The organism is Monashia sp. HAY1-2A (assembly GCF_056755315.1).
Genome location: NZ_JBNDHY010000051.1, coordinates 1 through 22,825 on the forward strand (window position 1 = coordinate 1; position 22,825 = coordinate 22,825).

Below are 22,825 nucleotides of genomic sequence, written 5' to 3' on the forward strand. Positions count from 1 at the left end.
TCCGTCGTCGGCAGCGTCAGATGTGTATAAGAGACAGGCCCTTGACGGCCCCTGAGGTCATGCCGCGGATGAAGTACCGCTGCAGCGAGAGGAAGACGAGGATCGGGACGATGATCGTCACGTATCCGGCTGCAGGGATGAGCTCCCGTCCTGCTCCGGTCTGGCCCTGCAGGCCCTGCAGCGCCACGGTGGCGACGGTGTTGTCGCCACGACCGAGGAAGATCAGCGCCACGAGGAGGTCGTTCCACACCCAGAGGAACTGGAAGATCGCGAATGACGCCAGTGCGGGCGTCGACATCGGCATGATGAGCCGCCAGAACGTCGTGAAGTGGCTCGCACCGTCGATCTTCGCCGACTCGATCACCGCGGTGGGCAGGCCGGACATGTAGCTGCGCAGGATGTAGACGGCCAACGGCATGCCGAACCCGATGTGCGCCAGCCAGACCGCGATGAAGGTGCCGTTGAGGCCGAGGCCCGAGTAGAGCTTGACCAGAGGGACGAAGGCCACCTGGTTGGGCACGACGAGCAGGCCCACGATGATGACGAAGACGACGTCGCGGCCTTTCCACTGCATGAACGTGAACGCGTACGCCGCGAATGCTGCGATGAGGATGGGGATGACCGTCGCCGGCAGCGCCACGATGAGGCTGTTGAGGAACGCTTGGGCCATCGGGATGCCGGCCGCGTCCGAGGTCAGGACCGTGCTGTAGTTCTGCACCGTCCACGCCGAGCCGAACGGGTTGAAGAACGCGGTCCACCAGCCCGAGGCGAACTGCTCGTCACGCGGACGGAACGAATTGACGAGCATCCCGAGGGCCGGGATCATCCACGCGATGCAGAGGACGAGCACTCCGATGCGGACCGGCCAGTTCGCTGACCCCGTGCCGGCACCGGGCTTGCTCTGGCGCAGGAGCTGCGGCTCGTCGGCGGGTGCGCCGGTGCCTGGCTGGAGCGTCGTGGTCATCGTGCTGCCTCCTCGGCCCTGAAGTGGCGGACCTGGTAGATGAGGATCGGGATGACGGCAAGCAGCAGGATCACGACAATGGTGGCCGCGTAGCCGTTGTTGCCCTGCGTGTAGAGCTCGTCGTAGAAGCGCCGTGCGATGACGTCGGTGTCGTAGGCGCCGTTGGTCGTCACGTAGACGACGTCGAACACCTTCATGACACCGATGAGGACCGTGATGAACACCGTGATCACCGTCGGCCAGATCTGAGGGACGATGATGCTGAAGAAGATCCGCCGCTCGCCGGCTCCGTCGATGCGCCCCGCCTCGACGGTGTCCTCGGGGACGCCCTTGATGGCCGCGGAGAGCAGCACCATCGAGTACCCGACCTGGGTCCAGATCAGGATGATCATGAGCAGCAGACTGTTGAAGTGCAGCGTGCTCTGCCCATACCAGAAGACCGGCGCCTTGTTGAACAGGCCCAGGAAGGCGTTGAGCAGCCCGGTCTGCGGAGTGCCTGGCGGCTGGTAGTCGTAGATGGTGCGCCAGATGGTGGCGGCCCCGACCATGCTGATCGCCATCGGCAGGAAGATGAAGGTCTTGGCAGCCTTCTCACCGCGCGGCCTGAGCCGGTCGGCCAGCACGGCCACCCCGAGGCCCAGCACCACGGTCAGGGCCGGGACGATGACGATCCACAGGACGTTGTTGAACAGCACCTGCAGAAACGTCTTGTCGGTCAGGACGTCCCCGTAGTTCTTGAACCCGACGTAGGCCGTGGAGTCCTCGTTGGCGAAGCTGTACTGGATCGTGACGATCGCGGGGTAGATCAGGTACACCGTGATCGCGAGGATCGCGGGCCCGGCGAACATCCACGGTTTGACGCGGTCCTCCCAGCGGCCCTTGAGCGACTCGGCCAGCTTGTTGAGGATCCAGAAGATGATGATGGCGCCGCCGATCCCGCCGATGATCGCGATCACCGCGTTCACGATCTTGATGGCCATGGCACTTCCTCTCTCTGTTGGGAGAATGCGCTGTCGACCGCGGGGGCGACCGGTCGGTCACCCCCGCGGTAAGGCGGCGTCAGCTGCCGGTCTTCGGGAAGCTGTCGTCGATGTTGTTGAGCGTGGTGTCGAGGTCCTGCTGGCCCGAGAGCCACTTGACCGGCTCGGTCCAGAAGGTCCCGGCACCCACCTTGGCCGGCATGGAGTCGGAGCCGTCGAAGCGGGCCGCGGTCGCCTTGTAGAGCACGTTGGTGGCGATCGTCTGCAGGGTCTTGTTCGGCAGCAGCGACACGTCGGCCGTCTTGTGCGGCGAGAAGGCGCCGTTCTTGGCCTGCTGGGTGCCGTTCTCCTTGCTGGCGATGAAGTTGCGCAGCTTGAGCGAGTTCGGGTCGTTGTTGAAGGCTGCGACGATGTCACCGGCGACGAGGACCGGGTTGTCGCCTGCCGTCTTGGCCGGGAAAGGCAGCGGCGCGGTCTCGGTGTCCAGCTTGGAGATCACGGAGTCGGGGAAGCCGCCCTTGTTGGCCACGAACGTCGCCTGCTTGAACAGGTAGCAGCCCGGGGGGTTGCTGAACAGCGCGTTGCCGCCGGTCTGGAAGTTCGTGGCGACGATGGACTTCGTGCCGCCCCGGACGTAGCCGTCGCCGAAGGCGATCTTCTGGAAGTACTCCCATGCCGGCTTGATCTCGGGGCTGTTGAACTTCAGCTCGCCCTTGACCCACTTGTCGTAGTTGTCGGGTCCGGCGATGCGCAGGACGAGGTCCTCGATCCAGTCGGTGATGGGCCACCCCGTCGCCTGCCCGGACTCGGCCGCGATGCACCATGGGGTCTTGCCCTCGGACTTGATCTTCTGGGTCAGCGTGAGCAGGTCGTCCAACGTTGCAGGGGCGCTGAGCCCGGCCGCCTTGAAGGCGGGCGCGTCGGTCCACAGGATGCTCTTGACGCTCACCTCGTTGGGCAGGCCGTAGACCTTCCCGTCCGCGCAGGTGCCGGCCTGGACGAAGCCCGGGACGAGCGTCTCCTTGTCGGTGGCGACGGTCGCGTCGTCGAACGGGACCAGCTTCTTCTGCTTGGCCAGGTCACACATGAGGCCCGGCTGGGGGAAGAGACCGACGTCCGGCGCGTTCCCACCCTGGACCCTGGTGCGGATCTCGGTGTCCCATGATGCCGATTTGGTGAACTTCACGGTGATCTTGTTCTGCGCCGCCCAAGCAGACACGTCGGCCTTGAAGCCCGGCTCGGTGTCCGGTCCGAGGCCGTACATGACCTCGATCGTGCTCTTGCCCGGGCCGCTGGCGGGACCGGCGTTGGGCCCGGAGCCCGAGTTCGACGACAGGCAGCCTGAGGCGAGGCCCGCGACGGTGATGCCGATCAGGGCGGTGAGCCCTGCCTTTCGGTTCAACATTCCTGCTCCTTCTCGGAAGGCTTGGGGGCGTCATCGGCCCCACGCTGACCGGCCGCGCTGGAGACCGGTGTTCCACAGGATTCCGGCGTGACCACCGGCTGGCTGACGGGGCCACAGCCCCATCCGTCCGTCCCTCTCACCCAACACCACAACAGTGACGTGCGCCACAACTGTCAACACTTCTTGCCGAAGTGTTACGCAGCCGCACGTCGCCCGTGCCACGCGGAGGATGTCGGCCCACGCCCGGCACGTACCCGCTCGGACGGGTCCGGCAGCAGCGGAACCCGCCACACCCGACCCCAGCCCGCTGCGGTGACACCCCCCGACGGCTCCCCGTGCCCCCGCGCTACCGTGGTGCCGCCGGAGTCCGCCCGCACGAGGCCGGTGGGCGGCCGGGTGCACAGGAGAAAGAGTGAGCGACTTCCAGTACGAGGACCTGCTTCCCATCGGCGCGGACGAGACGCCGTACCGCCTCCTCACCACCGAGGGAGTGCGCACCGTCGAGGGACCCGGTGGCCGGACCTTCCTCGAGGTCGAGCCCGAGGCCCTGCGCCTGCTCACCGAGACCGCGATGCACGACATCGCCCACTACCTGCGCCCGGCCCACCTGCAGCAGCTGCGCAGCATCCTCGATGACCCCGAGGCGAGCGACAACGACAGGTTCGTCGCCCTCGACCTGCTCAAGAACGCCAACATCGCGGCGGGTGGTGTGCTGCCGATGTGCCAGGACACCGGCACGGCGATCGTCATGGGCAAGCGTGGCCAGCACGTCCTCACGCCCGGCACCGACGAGCGCGCCGTCGCCGAGGGCGTCCGCGACGCGTACACGCGTCTCAACCTGCGCTACTCGCAGATGGCGCCGCTGACCATGTGGGAGGAGAGGAACACCGGCTCGAACCTCCCCGCGCAGATCGAGCTCTACGCCGACACCGCCGTGGGCCACGAGACCTCGTACAAGTTCCTCTTCATGGCCAAGGGCGGCGGCTCGGCGAACAAGAGCTTCCTCTACCAGGAGACCAAGGCGATCCTCAACGAGGAGGCCATGATGCGCTTCCTCGACGAGAAGCTCCGGTCGCTCGGCACCGCCGCGTGCCCGCCGTACCACCTGGCCATCGTCATCGGCGGGACGAGCGCCGAGTTCGCCCTGAAGACAGCCAAGTACGCATCGGCCAAGTACCTCGACACCCTGCCCGAGCAGGGCTCCATGACGGCCCACGCCTTCCGCGACACCGAGCTCGAGGAGAAGGTGCTCGAGCTGACCCGGCAGTTCGGCATCGGTGCCCAGTTCGGCGGCAAGTACTTCTGCCACGACGTCCGCGTCGTGCGCCTGCCCCGCCACGGTGCGAGCCTGCCGGTGGCCATCGCCGTCTCCTGCTCGGCAGACCGTCAGTGCCTCGGCAGGATCACGCCCGAGGGGGTCTTCATCGAGCAGCTCGAGACCGACCCGGCGCGCTTCCTGCCCGACGCCGGCTCGGTGGACCTCGGCGACCACGAGGACGACGCGGTCGGGGTCAGCTCGACCAGCCGCAACGTCGTCGTCAAGGTCGACCTCAACCAGCCCATGGACGACATCCTCGCCGAGCTGTCGAGGCACCCGGTCAAGACGCGACTGTCGCTGACCGGCCCGCTCGTCGTCGCGCGCGACATCGCGCACGCCAAGATCAAGGAACGCCTCGACGCGGGCGAGCCGATGCCGCAGTACCTCAAGGACCACCCGGTGTACTACGCGGGACCGGCCAAGACGCCCGAGGGCATGCCGTCGGGCTCCTTCGGACCGACGACGGCCGGCCGGATGGACTCCTACGTCGACCAGTTCCAGGCGGCCGGCGGCAGCAAGGTCATGCTCGCCAAGGGCAACCGCAGCACGCAGGTCACCGACGCGTGCGCCGCGCACGGCGGCTTCTACCTCGGCTCGATCGGCGGCCCCGCGGCCCGGCTCGCCCAGGACTGCATCAAGCACGTCGAGGTCCTCGAGTACGAGGAGCTCGGCATGGAGGCCGTCTGGAAGATCGACGTCGAGGACTTCCCGGCCTTCATCGTCGTCGACGACAAGGGCAACGACTTCTTCGCCGAGGTGAGCAAGCCGGTGGCCTTCACCATCGGCAGGCGGCCCGGACTCGAGTGAACGAGGAGACAACGACAGTGACCCAGAACGCTTCCGCCCCAGCCGGTTTCGAGGACCTCGTCGCAGCCAACCGCGACTACGCGGCCCGGTTCGAGATGGCCGGCTTCGACGGCATCGCCCGGGCAGGCGTCGCCATCGTCACGTGCATGGACTCGCGCATCGACCCCCTGGGGCTCGTCGGCCTCAAGCCCGGCGACGCGAAGATCTTCCGCAACCCCGGCGGCCGCGTGGCCTCCGAGGCCCTCGAGGCGCTCGTCCTCGCCACCCACCTGCTCAACGTCGACCGCATCCTCGTCGTCCCCCACACCCGGTGCGCCATGGCGTCCAACAGCGAGGCCGAACTGCGCGAGCGCGTCGGTGAGAGCGCGGGCAAGGACGCGTCGTGGATGGTCTTCCACGCCATCGCCGACCAGGAGCGCGCCCTGCGAGAGGACCTCGCCAAGGTCCGCTCGCACCCGCTCATCGCCGAGGGCACGCAGGTGGCGGGCTTCGTCTACGACGTCGACACCGGCCTGCTGCGCCACGTCGACTGACCCTCACCGCAGGCTCCCGGCCGCGGGCGCCCCGCGCGTGCTCCACACGTGCTCGGCCACCGACAGCGCGAGGACGAGCCCGGTCCCGGCCACCGACAGCCCGATGGAGGGCGACACCAGCGCCACGGCCAGCGTCAGGGCGGCGACGACGGCCGCGAGGCGCAGCTGACCGCGGTCACCGTCGACGACGCTGTGCAGCGCCCCGAGGACGAGCACGTAGAGCGAGACCGCGACCGCGAGCGCCACGGCGACGAACCGGACGCTCGCATGGGACTCGTGGGTCGCGACGTCCACCGACGCCGCGAGCGCAGCTCCCGTGCCCGCCACCGACACGAAGACGAGGTAGTGCCCGTAGCCGGCGGTGAGGTTGTGCCGGAACGGCCCCTCGAACAGCTCGAGGTGGTCGCGCTTGAAGTAGATCCACCACAGCGCGTAGACGATGAGCAGGCCACCGACGACGACACCGGCGAGGTCGAGCCCCATCCCGTGCCCCAGCGCGCCCGCCACCGCCTGCACCGCGGCGAGGACGACCTCGCCGAGCACGATGATGGTGAACAGCGCGTACCGCTCGGTGATGTGGTGCGGGTGGAAGGGCGTGCGGACGCGTCGCTCGGCCACGACCGGCACGAGGAGCTCGAGCACGACGAGCACGAGGAAGGTCACGTACAGCACCACCTCGCCGTCGAGCAGGAGGCGCAGGATCCACAGCACCTGCACGAGCGCGATGCAGACGGCGTAGCGCAGGGCCGTGCCGCGGCCGTCCGGGTCGCCGTGCGCGGCCCGCAGCCACAGGCCGACCATGGCGAACCGCATCACCGCGTAGCCGGAGACGGCCAGTCCGGACTGGCCGTCGTCGAAGAGGTCGCCGATGCCGGCTGCCAGCATGAGCGAGCCGGTCATGATGACGAACGTCAGCAGCCGGTAGGACACGTCGTCGCAGTCGTAGGCCGACGCGAACCACGTGTAGTTCATCCACGCCCACCAGATGGCGAAGAAGACGAGGAGGAACTTGAGCAGGTCGGCGGTGTGGCCCTCGCTGAGGCCGTGGTGCAGCTCGGCTCCGTTGGAGGCGATCGCGACGACGAAGACGAGGTCGAAGAACAGCTCGAGCGGCGACGCGACGCGGTGCTGCTCCTGCGGGTCCCTCGGACGCATCCGGCGATGCAGCGGGACGACGGAGATCGGGCTCACCCGCCGAGTGTGCCAGCGTCCGTCACCGGCCGCCGGGCCGCCCGGCCGCGGGCTGCCCGGCGCCGGCCACCCGCGCTCTAGAGGCTGAGCTCGGCCCTGACCACGCCGACGAGGCGGTCGGCGAGCAGCCGGGCCTGGTCGCCGTCGGCGGCCTCGACCATGACGCGCACCACCGGCTCGGTGCCGGACTTGCGCAGCAGCACGCGTCCCGTCGCGCCGAGCTCGTCCTCGGCGCGCCGCACGGCCTCGGCGACGACGGCGTTGGCCTCGAGGGCCGACTTGTCGACGTCCTTGACGTTGACGAGCACCTGCGGGAAGTGCGACATGACCGTCGCGAGGTCCGACAGCGGGTGACCGGTGGCGGCGACCCGGGAGGCGAGCATCAGACCGGTGAGGGTGCCGTCGCCGGTCGTGCCGTGGTCGAGCATGACGACGTGGCCGGACTGTTCACCACCGAGGACGAAGCCGCCCTCCTTCATCCCCTCGAGGACGTACCGGTCGCCGACGGCGGTCTGCACGACGGTGATGCCGGCGTCCGCGAGGGCATGGATCATGCCGAGGTTGGACATGACGGTGGCCACGAGGGTGTCGCCGCGCAGGACGCCCTGCTCCTTCATGGCCAGGGCGAGGATCGTCATGATCTGGTCGCCGTCGACCTCGACGCCGGCCGCGTCGACGGCCAGGCAGCGGTCGGCGTCGCCGTCGAGGGCGACACCGAGGTCCGCCCCCGCCTCGACCACCGCCTTCTGGAGCGCCTCGAGGTGCGTGGAGCCGAAGCCGTCGTTGATGTTGATGCCGTCGGGCTCGCAGCCGATCGTCGTCACGGTGGCTCCGGCCTCGCGGAAGACGCGCGGGGCTACCTGCGACGCCGCGCCGTGCGCGGCGTCGACGACGACGTGGAGGCCGTCGAGGCGGTGCGGCAGGACGGACAGCAGGTGGGCGACATAGCGGTCGGCGCCGTCCTCGAGCGGCGTGATGCGTCCGACGTCACCGCCGACCGGCCGCTGCCAGTCGTCGCGCAGGCGGGCCTCGATGCGGTCCTCGAGCTCGTCGGCGAGCTTGTGGCCGCCGCGGGCGAAGAACTTCAGGCCGTTGTCGGGCATCGGGTTGTGCGAGGCCGACAGCATGGCGCCGAGGTCGGCGTCCTGCTCGGCCACGAGGTAGGCGATCGCCGGCGTGGGCAGCACCCCGGCGTCGCGCACGTCGACGCCGGCCGACGCCAGCCCGGCGATGGTCGCCGCGGTCAGGAACTCGCCGGAGGCCCGGGGGTCGCGCCCGACGACGGCGACGGGGCGGTGCCCGTTGAACTCCCCGACCTCGCCGAGGACGTGCGCGGCCGCCACCGACAGGTCGAGGGCCAGCTCGGCGGTGATGTCCTTGTTCGCGATGCCACGGACGCCGTCCGTGCCGAAGAGTCGAGCCACGCGTTTGTGCCTTCCCGATCGGGTGGCCCGCGGCCGACCCAGGTCATGTGCTCGGACGACCATACCCCCCGGAGGGCGGTGCCACCGCCCGGGCCGGGACGCTCGGCCGCTCAGGCGACGTCCGGTTCGTCCCGATGTCAGGCGTCCCCGCACGAGGCGCCAACTGGCAGGGAACCGGCAGCATCCTCCCACCACTTTCCCGGACGGCGGCCACGACGATGTGCGCCATCGTGCTCCGATCGGAGCCCCCGGTGAAAGGATCCGCATGAGTCCTCGACGTTCGCGTCTGATGGTGGCCGTCGCCACCACGGCGACCGCGCTCTGTCTCGGTACGGCCTTCGGTGCCACGAGCGCCACGGCCAGCAGCACCCTGAGCGACACGATGAGCAGCACCGACACCGCCCCGGCCGTGTCGGGCGGCGTCACCGACCCGTACTCGCCCGCGTACGGCCACCCGTACCGGCACGGCGCCGTCCCCACGCGCGAGCTCAACACCCAGATGCACCGGTGGGAGGCGCAGACGAAGGGCTCGCGACCGGCGGCGAGCAAGACGCTGTCCTACGGCGGCGGCGTCGACGGCATCGGCGTCACGAGCGGCACCCCGAGGGTCTACCTCGTCTTCTGGGGCAGCCAGTGGGGCTCGCAGGGCACGGACACCGCCGGCAACCTCACCTTCACCGGAGACCCGAAGTCGGGCGCTCCCCTCGTGCAGAAGCTCTTCAAGGGCCTCGGCACCGGCGGCGAGGCGTGGTCCGGCGTCATGACCCAGTACTGCGACGGGCCGCTCGTGGCCAAGGGAGCGACGTCGTGCCCGGCGGGAGCGGCGCACGTCGGCTACCCGACCGGCGGCGACCTCGCCGGCGTCTGGTACGACGCCTCGACCGCGGCGCCGTCCGCGACGGCCAAGCAGCTCGGCGACGAGGCGGTCCGGGCGGCCGGCCACTTCGGCAACACGACGGCCTCGAGCAACCGCTACGCCCAGTACGTCGTCCTGTCGCCGACCGGCACGCACCCGGACGGGTTCAACACGCCGTCCGGCACCTTCTGCGCCTGGCACGACTACAACGGTGACCCGTACGTCGGGTCGGCCTCGCCCTACGGGGACATCGCCTTCACCAACATGCCGTACGTCATGGACATGGGCACCAGCTGTGGCCAGAACTTCGTCAACGCGGGGACGGCCGGGACCGACGACGGCTACACCATGGTCGAGGGTCACGAGTACGCCGAGACGATCACCGACCAGAACCCGGCCGGCGGCTGGACGAACACCACCTCGCGCACGTACTCCGGCCAGGAGAACGCGGACGAGTGCGCCTGGATCTCACCGTCCTCGGGCGGCTCCGGCAACGTCGCGACGACGCAGGGCTCCTTCGCGATGCAGTCGACGTGGTCCAACGACACCAACCGCTGCGACCTGGCGCACGCGACCGTGAGCTGACGCGTCGGCCCCGGGCACGACGAAGGCCCCCGAGCAGCTGCTCGGGGGCCTTCGTGCACGCGGGGGGCGCCGGGTGTGGCGCGGCGTGTCAGCGCTTGCTGTACTGGGGCGCCTTGCGGGCCTTCTTGAGACCGGCCTTCTTGCGCTCCGGGACGCGGGCGTCGCGGGTGAGGAAGCCGGCCTTCTTCAGCGCCGGGCGGTTGAGCTCGGCGTCGACCTCGTTGAGCGAGCGGGCCACGCCGAGGCGCACCGCACCGGCCTGGCCGGAGGGGCCACCGCCGTGCACGCGGACGAGCACGTCGTAGGAGCCCTCGAGCTCGAGGATCGTCAGCGGCTCGCGGACGATCTGCTGGTGCACCTTGTTCGGGAAGTAGTCCTCGAGCGCACGGCCGTTGATCTTCCACTCGCCGGTGCCCGGCACGATGCGGACGCGGGCGATGGCCTGCTTGCGGCGGCCGGTGGCCGAACCGGGCGTCGAGACCTGGCGGGAGCGCTTGGCCTCGCCGGTCACCGAGGTGTCGGACTCGGACGTGTACTCGGTGAGCTCGGGCTCGTCGGTGTCGAGGACGCCCTCGTTGATGATGTCAGTCACGGTGTCTGTTCGCTTTCTACGCAGCAGCGGCGGCGCCGGGCCTTACTGCGCGACCTGGGAGATCTCGAAGGGGACGGGCTGCTGGGCCGCGTGCGGGTGCTCGGCACCGCGGTAGACCTTGAGCTTGGACAGCTGCTGGCGGGCCAGCGAGTTCTTCGGGAGCATGCCCCGGATCGCCTTCTCGACGGCCTTCTCGGGGCTCTTGGCGAGCAGCTCGGTGTAGGAGGTGGAGCGCAGGCCGCCCGGGAAGCCCGAGTGGCGGTAGGCCTTCTTCTGCTCGAGCTTGGCGCCGGTGAGGGCGACCTTCTCGGCGTTGACGATGATGACGAAGTCACCGGTGTCGACGTGCGGCGCGAACTGCGGCTTGTGCTTGCCCCGGAGCAGGATCGCAGCCTGGCTCGCGAGGCGTCCGAGCACGACGTCGGTGGCGTCGATGACGTGCCACGTGCGAGTGACCTCGCCGGGCTTCGGGGTGTACGTGCGCAATGGAGTCTGCCTTCTCGCTTCAAACGATGGATGCGTGCCGCCCGGGCGATGACCCGCGCCGGTCCGAGGCGCTGGACGCGGGGCCGCGCTGGTCCGCGCGGGCTCCGGGCATCGCTCTGCCGGTTCGGCACAACAGTCGTCAAGTCTACGGAGCGTCCGGCCCGCAGCCAAATCCTCGTGACGACCGCGCCGAACGGCCGCTGACCTGCGGTGATGCACCGCAGGACGCGCTATGCAGAACCCTTGTGCAAACAGATTGTGCAAAGGTAGTGTGCACACTATGGCTGCACACCCCCCGACGCCGGACAACGTCTGGCTCACTCCCGAGAGCCTCCGGGTCCTCGCGCACCCGCTCCGCTCGCGCCTCCTCGGCGCCCTCCGCCGTGGCGGCCCCGCCACCGCCACCGACCTCGCCACCGCCCTCGGCACCAACTCCGGCGCGACGAGCTACCACCTGCGCAAGCTCGAGGCGGTGGGCCTCGTCGAGGACACCGGCGAGGGCGAGGGCAAGCGCCGCCTCTGGCGCGCCAGCTCCGAGTTCCACTCCTGGCACCCGAGCGACTTCGAGGGGGACGAGGACTCCGAGACCGCGCTCAACTGGCTGACGCGCGACTACGCGCGCCACTTCGCCGAGCAGTACGACCGCTGGCTCGACGTGTCGATGACGTGGCCCGCCGCGTGGCAGGACGCCTGCGGGTCGAGCGACGCCGCCGTCCTCGTCACGCCCGAGGCCCTCGAGCAGCTGCGCGAGGAGATGTGGGACCTCGTCGAGCGCTACCGGCGCCTCGGCCAGGGCAACCCGAACGCCCGGCGGATCGCGGTCTACGCGTTCGCCTACCCCATCGACCTGGACCGCCCACCCGGACGCGGCCCCGGCGGCCCCGGCGAGGGCTCCCGCGCCGGCGGCGGGCGATGAGCGCGGCTCGGCGGGCCGTGCTGTCGCCCGCGGCCGCCCGACGCGTCTTCCTCCTCCTGAGCCTGACCCGGTGGTTCCCCGTCGGTCTCGTCGTCGGCCTGCTCACCCTCTGGCAGCTCGAGCGCGGCCTGACCGTGTCGCAGGCGATGACGGTGTCCTCGGCGGCCGGCCTGACGATCTTCGTCCTCGAGCTGCCGACGAGCGGGTTCGCCGACGCCTTCGGGCGCAGGCCGGTCTTCGTCGTGTCGGCGGTCGTCAACGTCGTCGCCAGCGCCCTTCTGCTCGCCGCGCACACGTACTGGATGTTCCTCGTCGCAGCCGTGCTCACCGGCGTCTTCCGGGCGCTGGACTCCGGGCCCCTCGAGGCGTGGTTCGTCGACACCGTGCACGCGACGACGCCGGGCGCCGACGTCGACGCGTCGCTCGCCGCGCAGGGCACGGTGCTCGGCGGCGGCATCGCGAGCGGCGCACTCGTGTCGGGCGCCCTGGTGTGGTGGCACCCGTTCCAGGGTGCCTCGGCCCTCGTCCTGCCGGTGGCGGTGTTCGTCGCGCTCAACGTCGTGCACCTCGTCGCCGTGCTGGCACTGCTGCGGGAACCGCGCGCGGCCGAGCACGTCGACGTGAGCGGCGTGCGCCGGGCCGTCGCCTCGACGCGGGAGGCTCCCACCGTCGTGCGCGAGGGCCTCGGCATGCTGCGGGGCAACGCGGTGCTGCGCGGCATCGTCCTCGTCGAGGTCTTCTGGTCGACCGCCATGATCGTCTTCGAGACCTTCCAGCCGATCCGGCTCGCCGAGCTCGTCGGCGGCGAGGAACGCGCCGGCGCCATCATGGGTCCGGTGGCCGCGGCCGGCTGGGCCGTCTTCGCCGTGGGCGCGACCCTGTCCGGGTGGTCGAGCCGCCGCATCGGGGTGGCGCGCACCGCGGTCCTCGCCCGCGTCCTCAACGGGCTCGGTGCCGTCGTCATGGGCCTCGTCGCCGGACCGGCTGCCCTCGTCGCCGCCTACGGCGTCACCTACCTGCTGCACGGAGCGGCGGGGCCGGCCCACTCGACGCTGCTGCACCGTGAGGCGCAGGCCCGCAACCGCGCCACCGTGCTGTCGATGAACTCGATGGTCGCCTCGGCCGCCTTCGCCGTCGGTGCGTCGGTCATGGGCGTGCTCGCCGATGCCACCTCGACCCAGGCCGCGATGGTCTGCGCCGGTGCGGTCAGCATCGTCGGGGCCGGGTTCTACCGGGCCGCGAGGCGCGCCGAGGTGGACCGAGACACCCTGGCCGGGTCGGCACCCGACACCACGGTGCCCGACACCACGGTGCCCGACACCACGGTGCCCGACACCACGGTGCCCGACACCACGGTGCCCGACACCACAGTGCCCCATGCCACGGCGCCGGCGACCGGGGCACCGGCCCCCTCCCCCACACCCGGTCGGGAGCCCGTCACGCCCGCCCGGTGAGCACCGGTCACCGCGGCCGGCGCGGCGACGGACGGCGTCAGGCGGGTGGCGTGGTGATGTCGTCGAGCTCGGCCAGGTCCTCGGGGCTCGGGTCCCACGCACCGGCGCGGACGTTGTCGAGCACCTGCTCGGGACGCGTCGCACCGGCGATGACCGAGGCGACGGCCGGCTGCGCGGCCAGGCCGCCGATCGCGACGTCGACGAGGCGCAGGTCGCGACGGGCGGCGAACGCCTCGAGGGCCTCGAGGGTGTCCCAGTCCGCGCCGGCGAGCCGGTCGGTGTTCGCCGCGAGGCGTGCGCCCTCCGGCGCCGGCTCGCCGCGTCGGTACTTGCCCGTGAGCAGGCCGCTCGCGAGCGGGAAGAACGGCAGCAGCCCGACGCCGACGTGCTCGCACGCCGGGACGAGCTCCTCCTCGACGTCACGCTCGAGCAGGGAGTACTCGTTCTGGGCCGACACGAACCGGGCCGTGCCGGCTGCGCGCGCGGTCCAGTCGGCGTCGACGACCTGCCAGCCGGTGAAGTTGCTGCTGCCGATGTAGCGCACCTTGCCCTCGCGGACCAGCTCGTCGAGGGCCGCCAGGGTCTCGTCGACCGGCGTCACGGGGTCGGGGCGGTGCAGCTGGTAGAGGTCGATCCAGTCGGTGCCCAGGCGCCGCAGGCTGGCCTCGACCGCCTTGCGCACATAGCGCCGCGAGCCGCGCACGCCCCAGTCGGGCCCGTTGGAGCCCTGCATGTCCATGCCGAACTTCGTGGCGACGACGACGTTGTCGCGCTCGGCGCCCAGGGCCAGCCCGAGCATCTCCTCGCTCGCGCCCTGACCGTAGATGTCGGCCGTGTCGAAGAGGGTGACGCCGGCGTCGAGGGCGGTGCGCACAACGGCGTTGGTCGCCTCCTGGTCGATGCGACGGCCGAAGTTGTTGCAGCCGAGCCCGACCGTGGAGACGGTGAGGCCGCTGTCGCCGAGCTGTCGGTACGTCATGTCGGTCACGCGTCCAACGTAGACCCGGCCCGCACCCGCCGGGCGGTGGAGCGATCCCGACCGCGACTCGCGACCACATGGCGCGTTGTCGTGGCCGTGCAGCGAACCCGACCGCGACTCCCGACCACATGGCGCGTTGTTGCGGCCGACGACCTCCCCTGGGTGCTTGACGCCGTTGGTCGGAGGCGTCAGTGCGGCAGGACGAACACCGCGACGGTGCGGGCCGGGACGGTCAGCGTCGACGTCGAGGCGTCCCACGTGGACCGCCTGACCACCGGGTCGGCCCCGCCGGCCTGCACCGGGCTGAGCGCCAGCGCCCCGGTGAGGCCGGGCACCTTCTGCGACACGGCGTCGGGCGTCGCGTTGAACACGACGACGAGGCCGTCGAGCCGCGGGTCGGCATCAGTGCCCTTCGTGTCGTCGATGCGCATGACGACGACGCCGGCGTGCGCGTCGGCCGTGCCCGAGGCCGGGAACGACACCTTCGACTCGATGGCCGAGGCCGAGCCCAGGCGGAACAGCGGGCTGCTGAACCGCAGGCGAAGCAGGTCTTCGGCCATGGCGCTCGCCGACTGCACGTCGCTCGCGCCCGGCTTGAGCGCCGGGTTTGCGAGCAGCGGCTTCATGTAGGACCACTTGTTCGAGTTCGGTCCCTCGGCCGGGAGGCCGTGGCCGAACCCGTTGTCCGCGCCCGTCCAGTCGAGGCGGTTGAACCAGTCGCCGCTGTCGTAGGAGTCGCGGTCGAGCGACTTGCTGCGCAGCAGGTCCGCACCGGCGTGCCAGAACGAGGGCGTCTGTGCCAGAGCGGTGGTCGCGAGCGACAGGGTGTTCATCCGCACCCGGTCGGTCATCGACGTCGCGACAGGCAGCTTGTACGTCAGGGCGTCGAAGAGCGTCTCGTTGTCGTGCGCGTCGACGTAGCTGACGACCTCGTCGGGCTGGTCGGCGTAGCCGGCGGGTGCCCCGTTGTAGTTGATCTTGTCGCCCCGCACGACCTGTCCGCTCTCCTGGCTGCGGAACTGGAAGGCCCGGAGGTTGCCGGCGAGGCCGAGCTGCACGAGGTCGGTGTCGTGCGCCAGACGCGTGGCTGCTCCGTCGTTGACCGCCGCACCGTTCGGGTCGGTCGCCTCGCCGGAGCCGAAGCCCTGGCGGCGCGGGTCCTCGTCGAACGGCCCACCGCCGCGGACGGCGTCGCGCAGCCGGTCGCTGAAGGTCCCGATGCCGGTGCCGCCGAGCTGGCCCTGCGTGGCCTGGGTGAACCGGGCGTTGTCCGCGACCTCGCCGAAGTTCCAGCCCTCTCCGTAGAGGTAGATCGCCTTTCCGTCGACGCCGTCCTCGGCCGGCGTCAGGGCGTCCAGCGCCGAGCGCACCGCGAGCAGGTTGTCGCGGCTGTGGTGGCCCATGAGGTCGAAGCGGAAGCCGTCGACCTTGTAGCTGCGGGCCCACGACACGACCGAGTCGACCATGAGCTTCTGACCCATCGCGTGCTCGGTGGCCACGTTCTGGCAGCACGTCGAGGTCTCGACGCCACCGGTCGCGTTGAGGCGGTGGTAGTACCCGGGCACGACCTTGTCGAGGACCGACTGGTCGGCCTGGCCGGAGGCCGCCGTGTGGTTGAAGACCTGGTCGAGGACGACGCGAAGGCCGTCCTGGTGCAGGGCCCCGACCATGGTGCGGAACTGGGCGACGCGCTGGCCTCCGTCGGCCGCCTGCGTCGTCGAGGCGTACGAGCCGTCCGGGACTCTCCAGTGGTAGGGGTCGTAGCCCCAGTTGAACGCGTCCTTGCTCGCGACCGCCGTGACGCACTTCTGCTGCGCGTCGCTGTCCGGGGCGTAGGAGGGCAGGTCGCACTGCGGCGTCTGCTGCTTGGCCTTGTCCTCCTCGATCGAGGCGATGTCGAAGGTCGGCAGCAGGTGAACGGTGTTGAGACCCGCCTTGGCCAGGGCCTTGAGGTGGGCCCGACCGTCACCGTTCTCGGCGAAGGCCAGGTAGCTGCCGCGCAGGGCGGCCGGCACCTTGGCGTCGCTCATCGAGTAGTCGCGCACGTGCAGCTCGTAGATCGTCGAGTCGACGTCCTTGGTCAGGCGCGGCGAGGGGGTCGTGCGCCACGCCGACGGCATGAACGCCGGGTCCGCGAGGTCGACGGCCACCGAGCGGGTCGAGTTCGGCGTCAGCGCCACCGACGCCGGGTCGGTGACGACGTTCGTCTCGACCTTCTGCGTGCTCGGCGCCCACACCTTCACCTCGTAGAGGTACCGGGCGTTGCGACCCGCGCTGCCGAGCGAGGTGGACCACGAGCCGTCCGTCGAGCGCGTCATGGCGGTCCGGTGCGCCGTCGCGACCGGCTGGTCGGCCGAGCCCGCAGCCCAGGTCAGCAGGGTCACCTGTCGGGCCGTCGGGGCCCAGACGCGGAAGCCCACGCGGCCACCGGAGACGCTGACTCCGTAGGCGCCCCGGCTCGCCGCCGTAGCGTAGAGCGCGTCGAGGGCGATCGCCGTCTGGGCACCCGTGGCGTCGAGCAGCGCGCCCGACGAGTCGTACATCGCCACGGCCACCTGGCCGCGGAGGATGTCGCCCATCTGCCGTGCCGTCGCCTGGTCGGTGCGCAGCGCCACGTAGCCCTTGAGCTCGGGGTGGGCCGCGACGAGCGAGGCCGGCAGGCCCGCGGGGTCACGCGTCAGGGTCGCGACCGAGCCACCGGTCACGGCCTCGGCGTCGACCGCGAGGCCACCGGTCGCCGACCAGTGCAGGCGCCAGGCCAGCGTCGCCGGGTCGGTGCCGGCCGGCAGGCCCGCGGCTGGCCAGGCGACGAGGTCGGGGCCGACGACGAACGCCTTGGCCTTGGTCAGGTCGGGCGCGGCGCCGGCCCGCGAGGTCTTGACCGAGATCTGGTGCGTCGCGAGGACGTAGCTGATCGTCGTGACGACGCCGTCGGAGGGCACCGTGAACGCCATGTTCGTGCCGCCGGGCGCGCCACCGGCTCCGTAGTTCTCGTCCCACGTCAGGCCGTGCGCGACCTTGAGCTCGTAGCTGCCGGCCGGGATGGCATCGGTGCTGAAGGTGTACGTGCCGTCACCGTCGGGGTCCTGCAGCCACGAGCGCATGCAGTCCGGCGACCAGTCGCCGGGGCAGCCGAGCTCGCTCTGGAACGAGCCGGGCGCGGTGATGATCGGCCCCTGCGCGTCGCTGGTCACCCAGTGGGTGCGGTGGTCGTAGTAGAAGCTGACCGACCCGCCGGCCGGGACCGTCAGCGGGATGTTCGAGCCACCCTTGAGGGCTCCCGCCCCGTAGTTCTCGTCCCACTTCTTGTCGATGGCGGCCTTGTACTCGTAGTCGCCGGCGGGCAGGCCCGTGTACGAGCCCTTCCAGATGTCGTCCTTGGGGTCGAGCGCCAGCTGGGCCTGCGCGCAGTCGGGCTGCCAGTCACCCGAGCAGCCCATCTCGCTGTTGTCGCTGCCGGGGACGCTGACGTTGCCGGGCTGCGTGACCGGTCCGACGCCGCCGCCACCGCCGCTGCCGCCCGCCGGGGCGGGGTCGCCGACGACGCCGTACGTCGAGGTCGCCGACACGTGCCCGGCGAGGTCGCGGGCGAGCACGCGGTACTCCATGAGCGTGCCCTTGGCGTAGCCGGTGACGTCGTGGAAGACCCGGTACGGGGCGTTGTCGTCGGTGCCGATCGTGGACCACTCGGACGTGCCGGCCGGACGCGCGAGGAAGGTGACGTCGGCGAAGGTGTCGCCGGGGACCGCCGCCGAGATCTCGGCACGGCCGCCGACGACGCCACCGGCGCTCGGGGACAGCGGGTACACCGGCGGGGCCGTGCGCGAGACCTCCATCGTCGAGTCGGCGCGGAAGACCTTGACCGACAGCGGCGGGACGCTGACGGTCACGCGCCCCGACGCGTCGGCACGGACGTCGCCGGGCCCACCGAGCATCGGGCTGAACCTCGAGCGTGCCGAGTAGGTCTGGAAGGTCGCCTGCTTCGTCGACGTGGCGTTGTTGGCCACGACGAGGTACTCGCGCTTGGCCGCCTTGTCGATGCGGCTGACCGCGTAGATGCCGGCGCTGTCGCTCGCGTAGCGGTGCACCTGCGCGCCGTCGGCGAGCGCCGGGTTGGCCTGGCGCAGCGCGGAGAGCGCGGCGATGCTGCGGTAGAGCGGGGCGCCCGTGTCGTAGTGCGCACCGGTGCCGGCCTTCTCGGTGCTGCCGACGATGGTGTCGTCGGCGTAGTCGGCAGTCTGCGTCGGGAACATGTCCTGGCGCGCGCGCTTGTCGTCGAAGCCGGAGGTCGGGCCGGTGAAGCCCTGCTCGTCGCCGTAGTAGACGACCGGCTGGCCGCGGGTCAGGAACATCAGCGAGGTGGCGAGCCGGTCGCGGTCGAGCAGCTCCTGGCCGGAGTAGCCGGCGGCCTGGAGCATGGCGCCGACGCGGCCCATGTCGTGGTTGCCGAGGAAGGTCGGCAGCTCGTAGGCGTTGGAGTCGGTGTCGGTGTACCAGTCGTCACCGGCGAAGAGGTCGCGGATGCCGGTGGTCGCCTTGCTCTGGGCGAACCCGAGGGCCGCGCCCTGGAAGCCGAAGTCGAGGGTCGCGGGGAGCCTGCCCTTGGTCGTGAACCGGCTGGTGTACGAGGGGTTTGCGTCGTACACCTCGCCGAACATGAAGAAGTTCTTGCCGTTCTGCTTCGCGTGGTCGAGGATCGCGGGCGAGAACTGCTGCCAGAACTGCAGGTTGACGTGCTTGGCGGTGTCGATGCGGAAGCCGTCGACGCCGAAGTCGACCCACGTCTTGTAGATGTCCTCCATGCCCCTGACGACCTCGTGGTTCTCGGTGAACAGGTCGTCGAGACCGGAGAAGTCGCCGTACGTGGCGGACTCGCCGGCATACGTCGAGTCGCCGCGGTTGTGGTAGAGCGTCACGTCGTTGAGCCACGCCGGCACCTTGACGTCCTTGTCGGCGTCGGCGACGACCGGCACGTACGGGAACGAGGTCGCCGGGTCCATCGCCGGGAACGTGTCCTTGCCGGCGTAGTCGGCGTCGTCGAAGGCATTGCCCTGGGCATCCCGGTAGGGCTTGTCGGCCTTGGGGACGTAGGTGTACTTGCCTCCCTCGTAGGAGATGACGTCGGCGGTGTGGTTCGTGATGATGTCGAAGTAGACCTTCATGCCCTTGGCGTGCGCCGCGGCGATGAGGTCCTTCATGTCGGCGTTGGTGCCGAGGTGCGGGTCGATCTGGGTGAAGTCGGTGACCCAGTAGCCGTGGTAGCCGGCGCTCGCGTCCGACCCGGAGCCCTGGACGGGGCGGTTCTTGAACGACGGGGTCAGCCAGATCGCCGTCGTGCCCAGGCCCTTGATGTAGTCGAGCTTGCCGATGACGCCCTTGAGGTCGCCACCGTGGTAGAAGCCCATGTTCGTCGGGTCGTAGCCGGTGACGAGCCGGTCGCCGGTCAGGCCACCGCGGTCGTTGGTGGCGTCGCCGTCGGCGAACCGGTCGGCCATGACGAAGTAGAACCGCTCCCGCGTCGAGCCGGTGCGCAGCGACTGGCCGGCGAGCTGCGCGTCCGCCTCGGTGGCGGCCCCGGGCAGGTCGGTCGGGGCGATGCCGACAGCATGCGACGCGTCGTCGTAGGTGATGCGCAGGCGCTCGGGGCCCGCGAGGACGAGGGGGATGTTCGAGCCGCCGCCGTCCTTGCCGTAGCTCTCGTCCCAGGCGTGGTCGATCGCGACCTTGAGCTCGTAGGAGCCTGTGGGCACGTCGAACTCGGCGGAGTACGTGCTCGTCCCAGCCTGGCGGACGAGGTCGGTGGCCCCGCAGTCCGGCTGCCAGTCGCCCGGGCAGCCGAGCTCGCTCTGGAGCGACCCGACGAGGGTGGCAGTGCGCTCGGCGGCGCGAGCGGTCGAGGGCCCGGCGAGCGGCACGACGGCCCCGGCCAGGACGAGGGCGGAGACGCTGGCGGCGGTCAGGGCCGGCCTACGGCGCATGTGCACTCCTTCGTGCAGGGGAAGGGCCGGCGGGTCCCACGCGTTCGTGGAGGGTCCCGTCGCCGGCCATCCGGCAACGTAGCGTCCGGTTCGTCCCCCGCGCCAGAGGTTCGCTGCAACTTTTTGCAATCTGCGCCAGATTCTTGCGGCGCTCAGGCGAAGGTGTCGCGTCCGTTCGCCAGGAGGAGGCGGTCGACCGCCGCGCCGAGGTCGTCCACGTGCACGACCTCGATGCCGGGGGCCGGATCGGGCGTCGGCTCCGGCCAGCCGGGCCCACCGAGCACGACGACGACGGGGTGTCCCGCGTCGGACAGCAGCGTCCAGAACGGCTCGTCGGTATGTCGATCGAGCGAGGCCCAGAGGAACACGACGCGAGCCCGAGCCTGCACGACGGCGTCGACCATCGACCGGGCGGGGACGCGCGCCCCGAGGAAGACGCTCCTGGCCCCGCACCGGGCGAGCTCCGCCTCGACCGCGACGACCGGCAGGTGGTGGTGCTCGTCGTCGGCGCTGCCGAGCAGGACCGGCGCCCCGGACACGCGCTGCCGGTTGGCTCGGACGACCGAGCGCAGCTCAGCCTGGAGGAGCTCGCTGGCCAGGTGCTCCCCCTGCACGCCGAGCGACCCGTCACCCCAGCGCTCGCCGACGAGGCGCAGGGCCGGCGCGAAGACCGATCCCCAGGCCTCCCGGAAGTCGAGCTGCCGCAAGGCCTGCCGGTAGTAGGCGACGAGGGAGCTCGCGTCGAACCCCATGGCGGCCGACACGATGCCGTCGACGAGGACCTGGGGCGAGAACGACGGCTCGGGCACGTCGTCCTGCGGCGCGGCGGCGCGGCGGCCCCCGGCGGGATGGTCGAGCACCGGGGCCGAGCCCACCCACTCGCCGCCGGAGCTCGCGAGCCGTGCGGCGACGCCGGCGTCGGTCAGGCCGGACACCGACTCCGCGGCCGCGTGCGCGGGGACCCCGTGACCGGTGAGTCGCGCCATGAGCTGCACCCGCTGGACGTCGGCGGGTCCGTAGCGCCGGTGGTTGCCGTGCGTCCGGTGGGTCGGCCCGAGCCCGTACCGCCGCTCCCACGAGCGCAACGTCGACGCGGACACCCCGAGGCGCTCCGCGACCGCGCCCACCGACCAGCTGAGCTCGGGCAGGTGCCGAGCCGGCATGCCGACGTCGGACCCCCCGTCCCGGGTGGTCCCGTCGTGTGCCGTCACGTCGTCGCTCATGTGTGCCTCACCGAACAGCCCGGCCCTCCCGCGCTCACCGCCGCCAGCTCCCGCCGCCCGGCGACACGGCCGGTGCGACGACCTCACGATAGAGGCATCGACAGATCTTGTGCAACTGCGCGAATTGTGCATAAGTTTGGCCTGCACGATCCCGCCGCCGTCCGGCCGCGACCCGAAGGAAGGAACGACCCCATGAACGTGACGCGACTTCCCCGCCCCGTGCACGAGTCCTACGAGTGGCAGGAACAGGGCCTGTGCCGCGGTGCCGACGTCGAGCAGTTCTTCGCCGACGACCCCGACCTCGGGCAGGTCGCCCGGCGCGAGCGCACCGATTCGGCCAAGGGCGTCTGCGCCTCGTGCCCCGTCGTACGCCAGTGCCTCGAGCACGCGATGCGGGTGCCCGAGCCCTACGGCATCTGGGGCGGGACCACCGCTGCCGAGCGCTCGCGCCTTCTCTGGGACGCCGCCGGCTGAGCCGCCCCTCGCACCTCAGCCCCTGGGGTCCGGGCCCGGCGAGGCGGGCAGGGCCAGTTCGACGACGTCCGCACCGGGCAGCCCGGCCAGGCTCGCCCCGTCGAGGAGCAGCTTGGCCCCCCGCAACCCGGCGCCGATGACGACCGGTCCGGCCGCGACGACGTTCGCGTCCACGAGCACCGGCCAGCCGTCCGGCAGCCCGACGGGCGTGATGCCGCCCTGCTGCATGCCGGTCAGCGACTCGGCCAGGGCCTGGTCGGCGAAGGAGATCTTGCGCGCCCCGAGGTGCCTGCGCACCACCCGGTTGATGTCGGCCCGGTCGGTGGCGAGCACCATGACCGCCGCGAGCGTCGTGACCTCGCCGCGACGCGCCTCGACGACGACGCAGTTGGCCGACGCCTCCGGCGCGACGTCGTAGGCCGCGCAGAACGCGGCCGTGTCGGCGAGCGCGGCGTCGATGGGCGCGACCCGCGCCCCGGGGACGAGGGGGATCGCTGCGGCGACGGGCGGCGCGAGCAGATCGGGCCGCTCACCGGCCGGGACCCACTGGAGGTTTCCTTCCGCTGATGCCATGGGCCCACCGTAGGCGGTGCCGCGGACCGCACGGCGACGCTCCCTCCGGCCTCGGGGGTGCACGCCGTGCCATCGGTCCGGCGCGAC

Annotated in this window: 17 protein-coding genes; 6 read left to right on the plus strand and 11 right to left on the minus strand. The window is 71.0% G+C overall.

Features of this window, described 5'->3' with window-relative positions:
• Window positions 1–16: 16 nt before the first annotated feature.
• The 3 genes from ACPYOM_RS09800 to ACPYOM_RS09810 all read right to left on the minus strand — a co-directional run bounded on the left by ACPYOM_RS09800 (window position 17) and on the right by ACPYOM_RS09810 (window position 3,349).
• Window positions 17–964: a carbohydrate ABC transporter permease gene (locus ACPYOM_RS09800; RefSeq protein ID WP_481345789.1), complete on the minus strand. Its 948-nt coding sequence runs from the start codon at window positions 962–964 to the stop codon at window positions 17–19.
• The gene (locus ACPYOM_RS09805) at window positions 961–1,944 is read right to left on the minus strand and encodes a carbohydrate ABC transporter permease (RefSeq protein WP_481341624.1); all 984 of its coding nucleotides are present in this window, start codon (window positions 1,942–1,944) and stop codon (window positions 961–963) included. The genes ACPYOM_RS09800 and ACPYOM_RS09805 overlap by 4 nt, the downstream gene beginning before the upstream one ends.
• Before the next feature lie 79 nt (window positions 1,945–2,023).
• Complete coding sequence (locus tag ACPYOM_RS09810; RefSeq protein WP_481341623.1) at window positions 2,024–3,349, minus strand: ABC transporter substrate-binding protein; 1,326 nt, start codon at window positions 3,347–3,349, stop codon at window positions 2,024–2,026.
• A 412-nt stretch (window positions 3,350–3,761) separates the two neighbouring features.
• On the opposite strand from ACPYOM_RS09810, the gene ACPYOM_RS09815 reads away from it, so the two are divergent.
• Window positions 3,762–5,474, plus strand: coding sequence for a fumarate hydratase (locus ACPYOM_RS09815; protein WP_481345790.1), 1,713 nt, complete (start codon window positions 3,762–3,764; stop codon window positions 5,472–5,474).
• Between the two features lie 17 nt (window positions 5,475–5,491).
• Window positions 5,492–6,007, plus strand: coding sequence for a beta-class carbonic anhydrase (locus tag ACPYOM_RS09820; protein WP_481341621.1), 516 nt, complete (start codon window positions 5,492–5,494; stop codon window positions 6,005–6,007).
• 3 nt (window positions 6,008–6,010) lie between these two features.
• Here ACPYOM_RS09820 and ACPYOM_RS09825 read toward each other — a convergent pair whose 3' ends face one another.
• Both ACPYOM_RS09825 and glmM read right to left on the minus strand, forming a co-directional pair.
• Window positions 6,011–7,198, minus strand: coding sequence for a low temperature requirement protein A (locus ACPYOM_RS09825; RefSeq protein WP_481345791.1), 1,188 nt, complete (start codon window positions 7,196–7,198; stop codon window positions 6,011–6,013).
• Between the two features lie 77 nt (window positions 7,199–7,275).
• The gene (glmM, locus tag ACPYOM_RS09830) at window positions 7,276–8,622 is read right to left on the minus strand and encodes a phosphoglucosamine mutase (RefSeq protein WP_481341619.1); all 1,347 of its coding nucleotides are present in this window, start codon (window positions 8,620–8,622) and stop codon (window positions 7,276–7,278) included.
• 265 nt (window positions 8,623–8,887) lie between these two features.
• On the opposite strand from glmM, the gene ACPYOM_RS09835 reads away from it, so the two are divergent.
• Window positions 8,888–10,063, plus strand: coding sequence for a hypothetical protein (locus ACPYOM_RS09835; RefSeq protein ID WP_481345792.1), 1,176 nt, complete (start codon window positions 8,888–8,890; stop codon window positions 10,061–10,063).
• 88 nt (window positions 10,064–10,151) lie between these two features.
• Here ACPYOM_RS09835 and rpsI read toward each other — a convergent pair whose 3' ends face one another.
• On the minus strand, window positions 10,152–10,655 hold the full coding sequence (rpsI, locus tag ACPYOM_RS09840) for a 30S ribosomal protein S9 (protein WP_481341616.1): 504 nt from the start codon (window positions 10,653–10,655) through the stop codon (window positions 10,152–10,154).
• A 42-nt stretch (window positions 10,656–10,697) separates the two neighbouring features.
• Window positions 10,698–11,141, minus strand: a complete 444-nt coding sequence (gene rplM / locus ACPYOM_RS09845; RefSeq protein ID WP_481341615.1) for a 50S ribosomal protein L13 — start codon at window positions 11,139–11,141, stop codon at window positions 10,698–10,700.
• A gap of 280 nt (window positions 11,142–11,421) precedes the next feature.
• Between rplM and ACPYOM_RS09850 the strand changes: the two genes are divergently transcribed.
• Both ACPYOM_RS09850 and ACPYOM_RS09855 read left to right on the plus strand, forming a co-directional pair.
• Entirely contained in the window at window positions 11,422–12,057 is a 636-nt protein-coding gene (locus ACPYOM_RS09850; protein ID WP_481345793.1) for a winged helix-turn-helix domain-containing protein, read from the plus strand.
• Window positions 12,054–13,511 (plus strand): MFS transporter, encoded by a 1,458-nt coding sequence (locus tag ACPYOM_RS09855; RefSeq protein WP_481345794.1) that lies wholly within the window; start codon window positions 12,054–12,056, stop codon window positions 13,509–13,511. The genes ACPYOM_RS09850 and ACPYOM_RS09855 overlap by 4 nt, the downstream gene beginning before the upstream one ends.
• Window positions 13,512–13,548: 37 nt before the next feature.
• Here the strand turns inward: ACPYOM_RS09855 and ACPYOM_RS09860 are convergent, their stop codons facing one another.
• From ACPYOM_RS09860 to ACPYOM_RS09870, 3 genes are all read right to left on the minus strand, one after another.
• Window positions 13,549–14,490, minus strand: coding sequence for an aldo/keto reductase (locus ACPYOM_RS09860; protein WP_481341627.1), 942 nt, complete (start codon window positions 14,488–14,490; stop codon window positions 13,549–13,551).
• Between the two features lie 188 nt (window positions 14,491–14,678).
• Window positions 14,679–20,468 carry a pullulanase-type alpha-1,6-glucosidase gene (gene pulA / locus ACPYOM_RS09865; RefSeq protein ID WP_481345795.1) on the minus strand — a complete coding sequence of 1,930 codons (5,790 nt, stop codon included), beginning with the start codon at window positions 20,466–20,468 and terminating at the stop codon, window positions 14,679–14,681.
• Between the two features lie 152 nt (window positions 20,469–20,620).
• Window positions 20,621–21,691, minus strand: coding sequence for a MerR family transcriptional regulator (locus ACPYOM_RS09870; protein ID WP_481345796.1), 1,071 nt, complete (start codon window positions 21,689–21,691; stop codon window positions 20,621–20,623).
• Window positions 21,692–21,883: 192 nt separating this feature from the next.
• Here ACPYOM_RS09870 and ACPYOM_RS09875 point away from each other — a divergent pair, with 192 nt between their 5' ends.
• The gene (locus tag ACPYOM_RS09875; protein WP_481341610.1) at window positions 21,884–22,165 is read left to right on the plus strand and encodes a WhiB family transcriptional regulator; all 282 of its coding nucleotides are present in this window, start codon (window positions 21,884–21,886) and stop codon (window positions 22,163–22,165) included.
• A 15-nt stretch (window positions 22,166–22,180) separates the two neighbouring features.
• Here the strand turns inward: ACPYOM_RS09875 and ACPYOM_RS09880 are convergent, their stop codons facing one another.
• Complete coding sequence (locus ACPYOM_RS09880) at window positions 22,181–22,738, minus strand: YbaK/EbsC family protein (protein WP_481345797.1); 558 nt, start codon at window positions 22,736–22,738, stop codon at window positions 22,181–22,183.
• Between the last annotated feature and the right edge of the window lie 87 nt (window positions 22,739–22,825).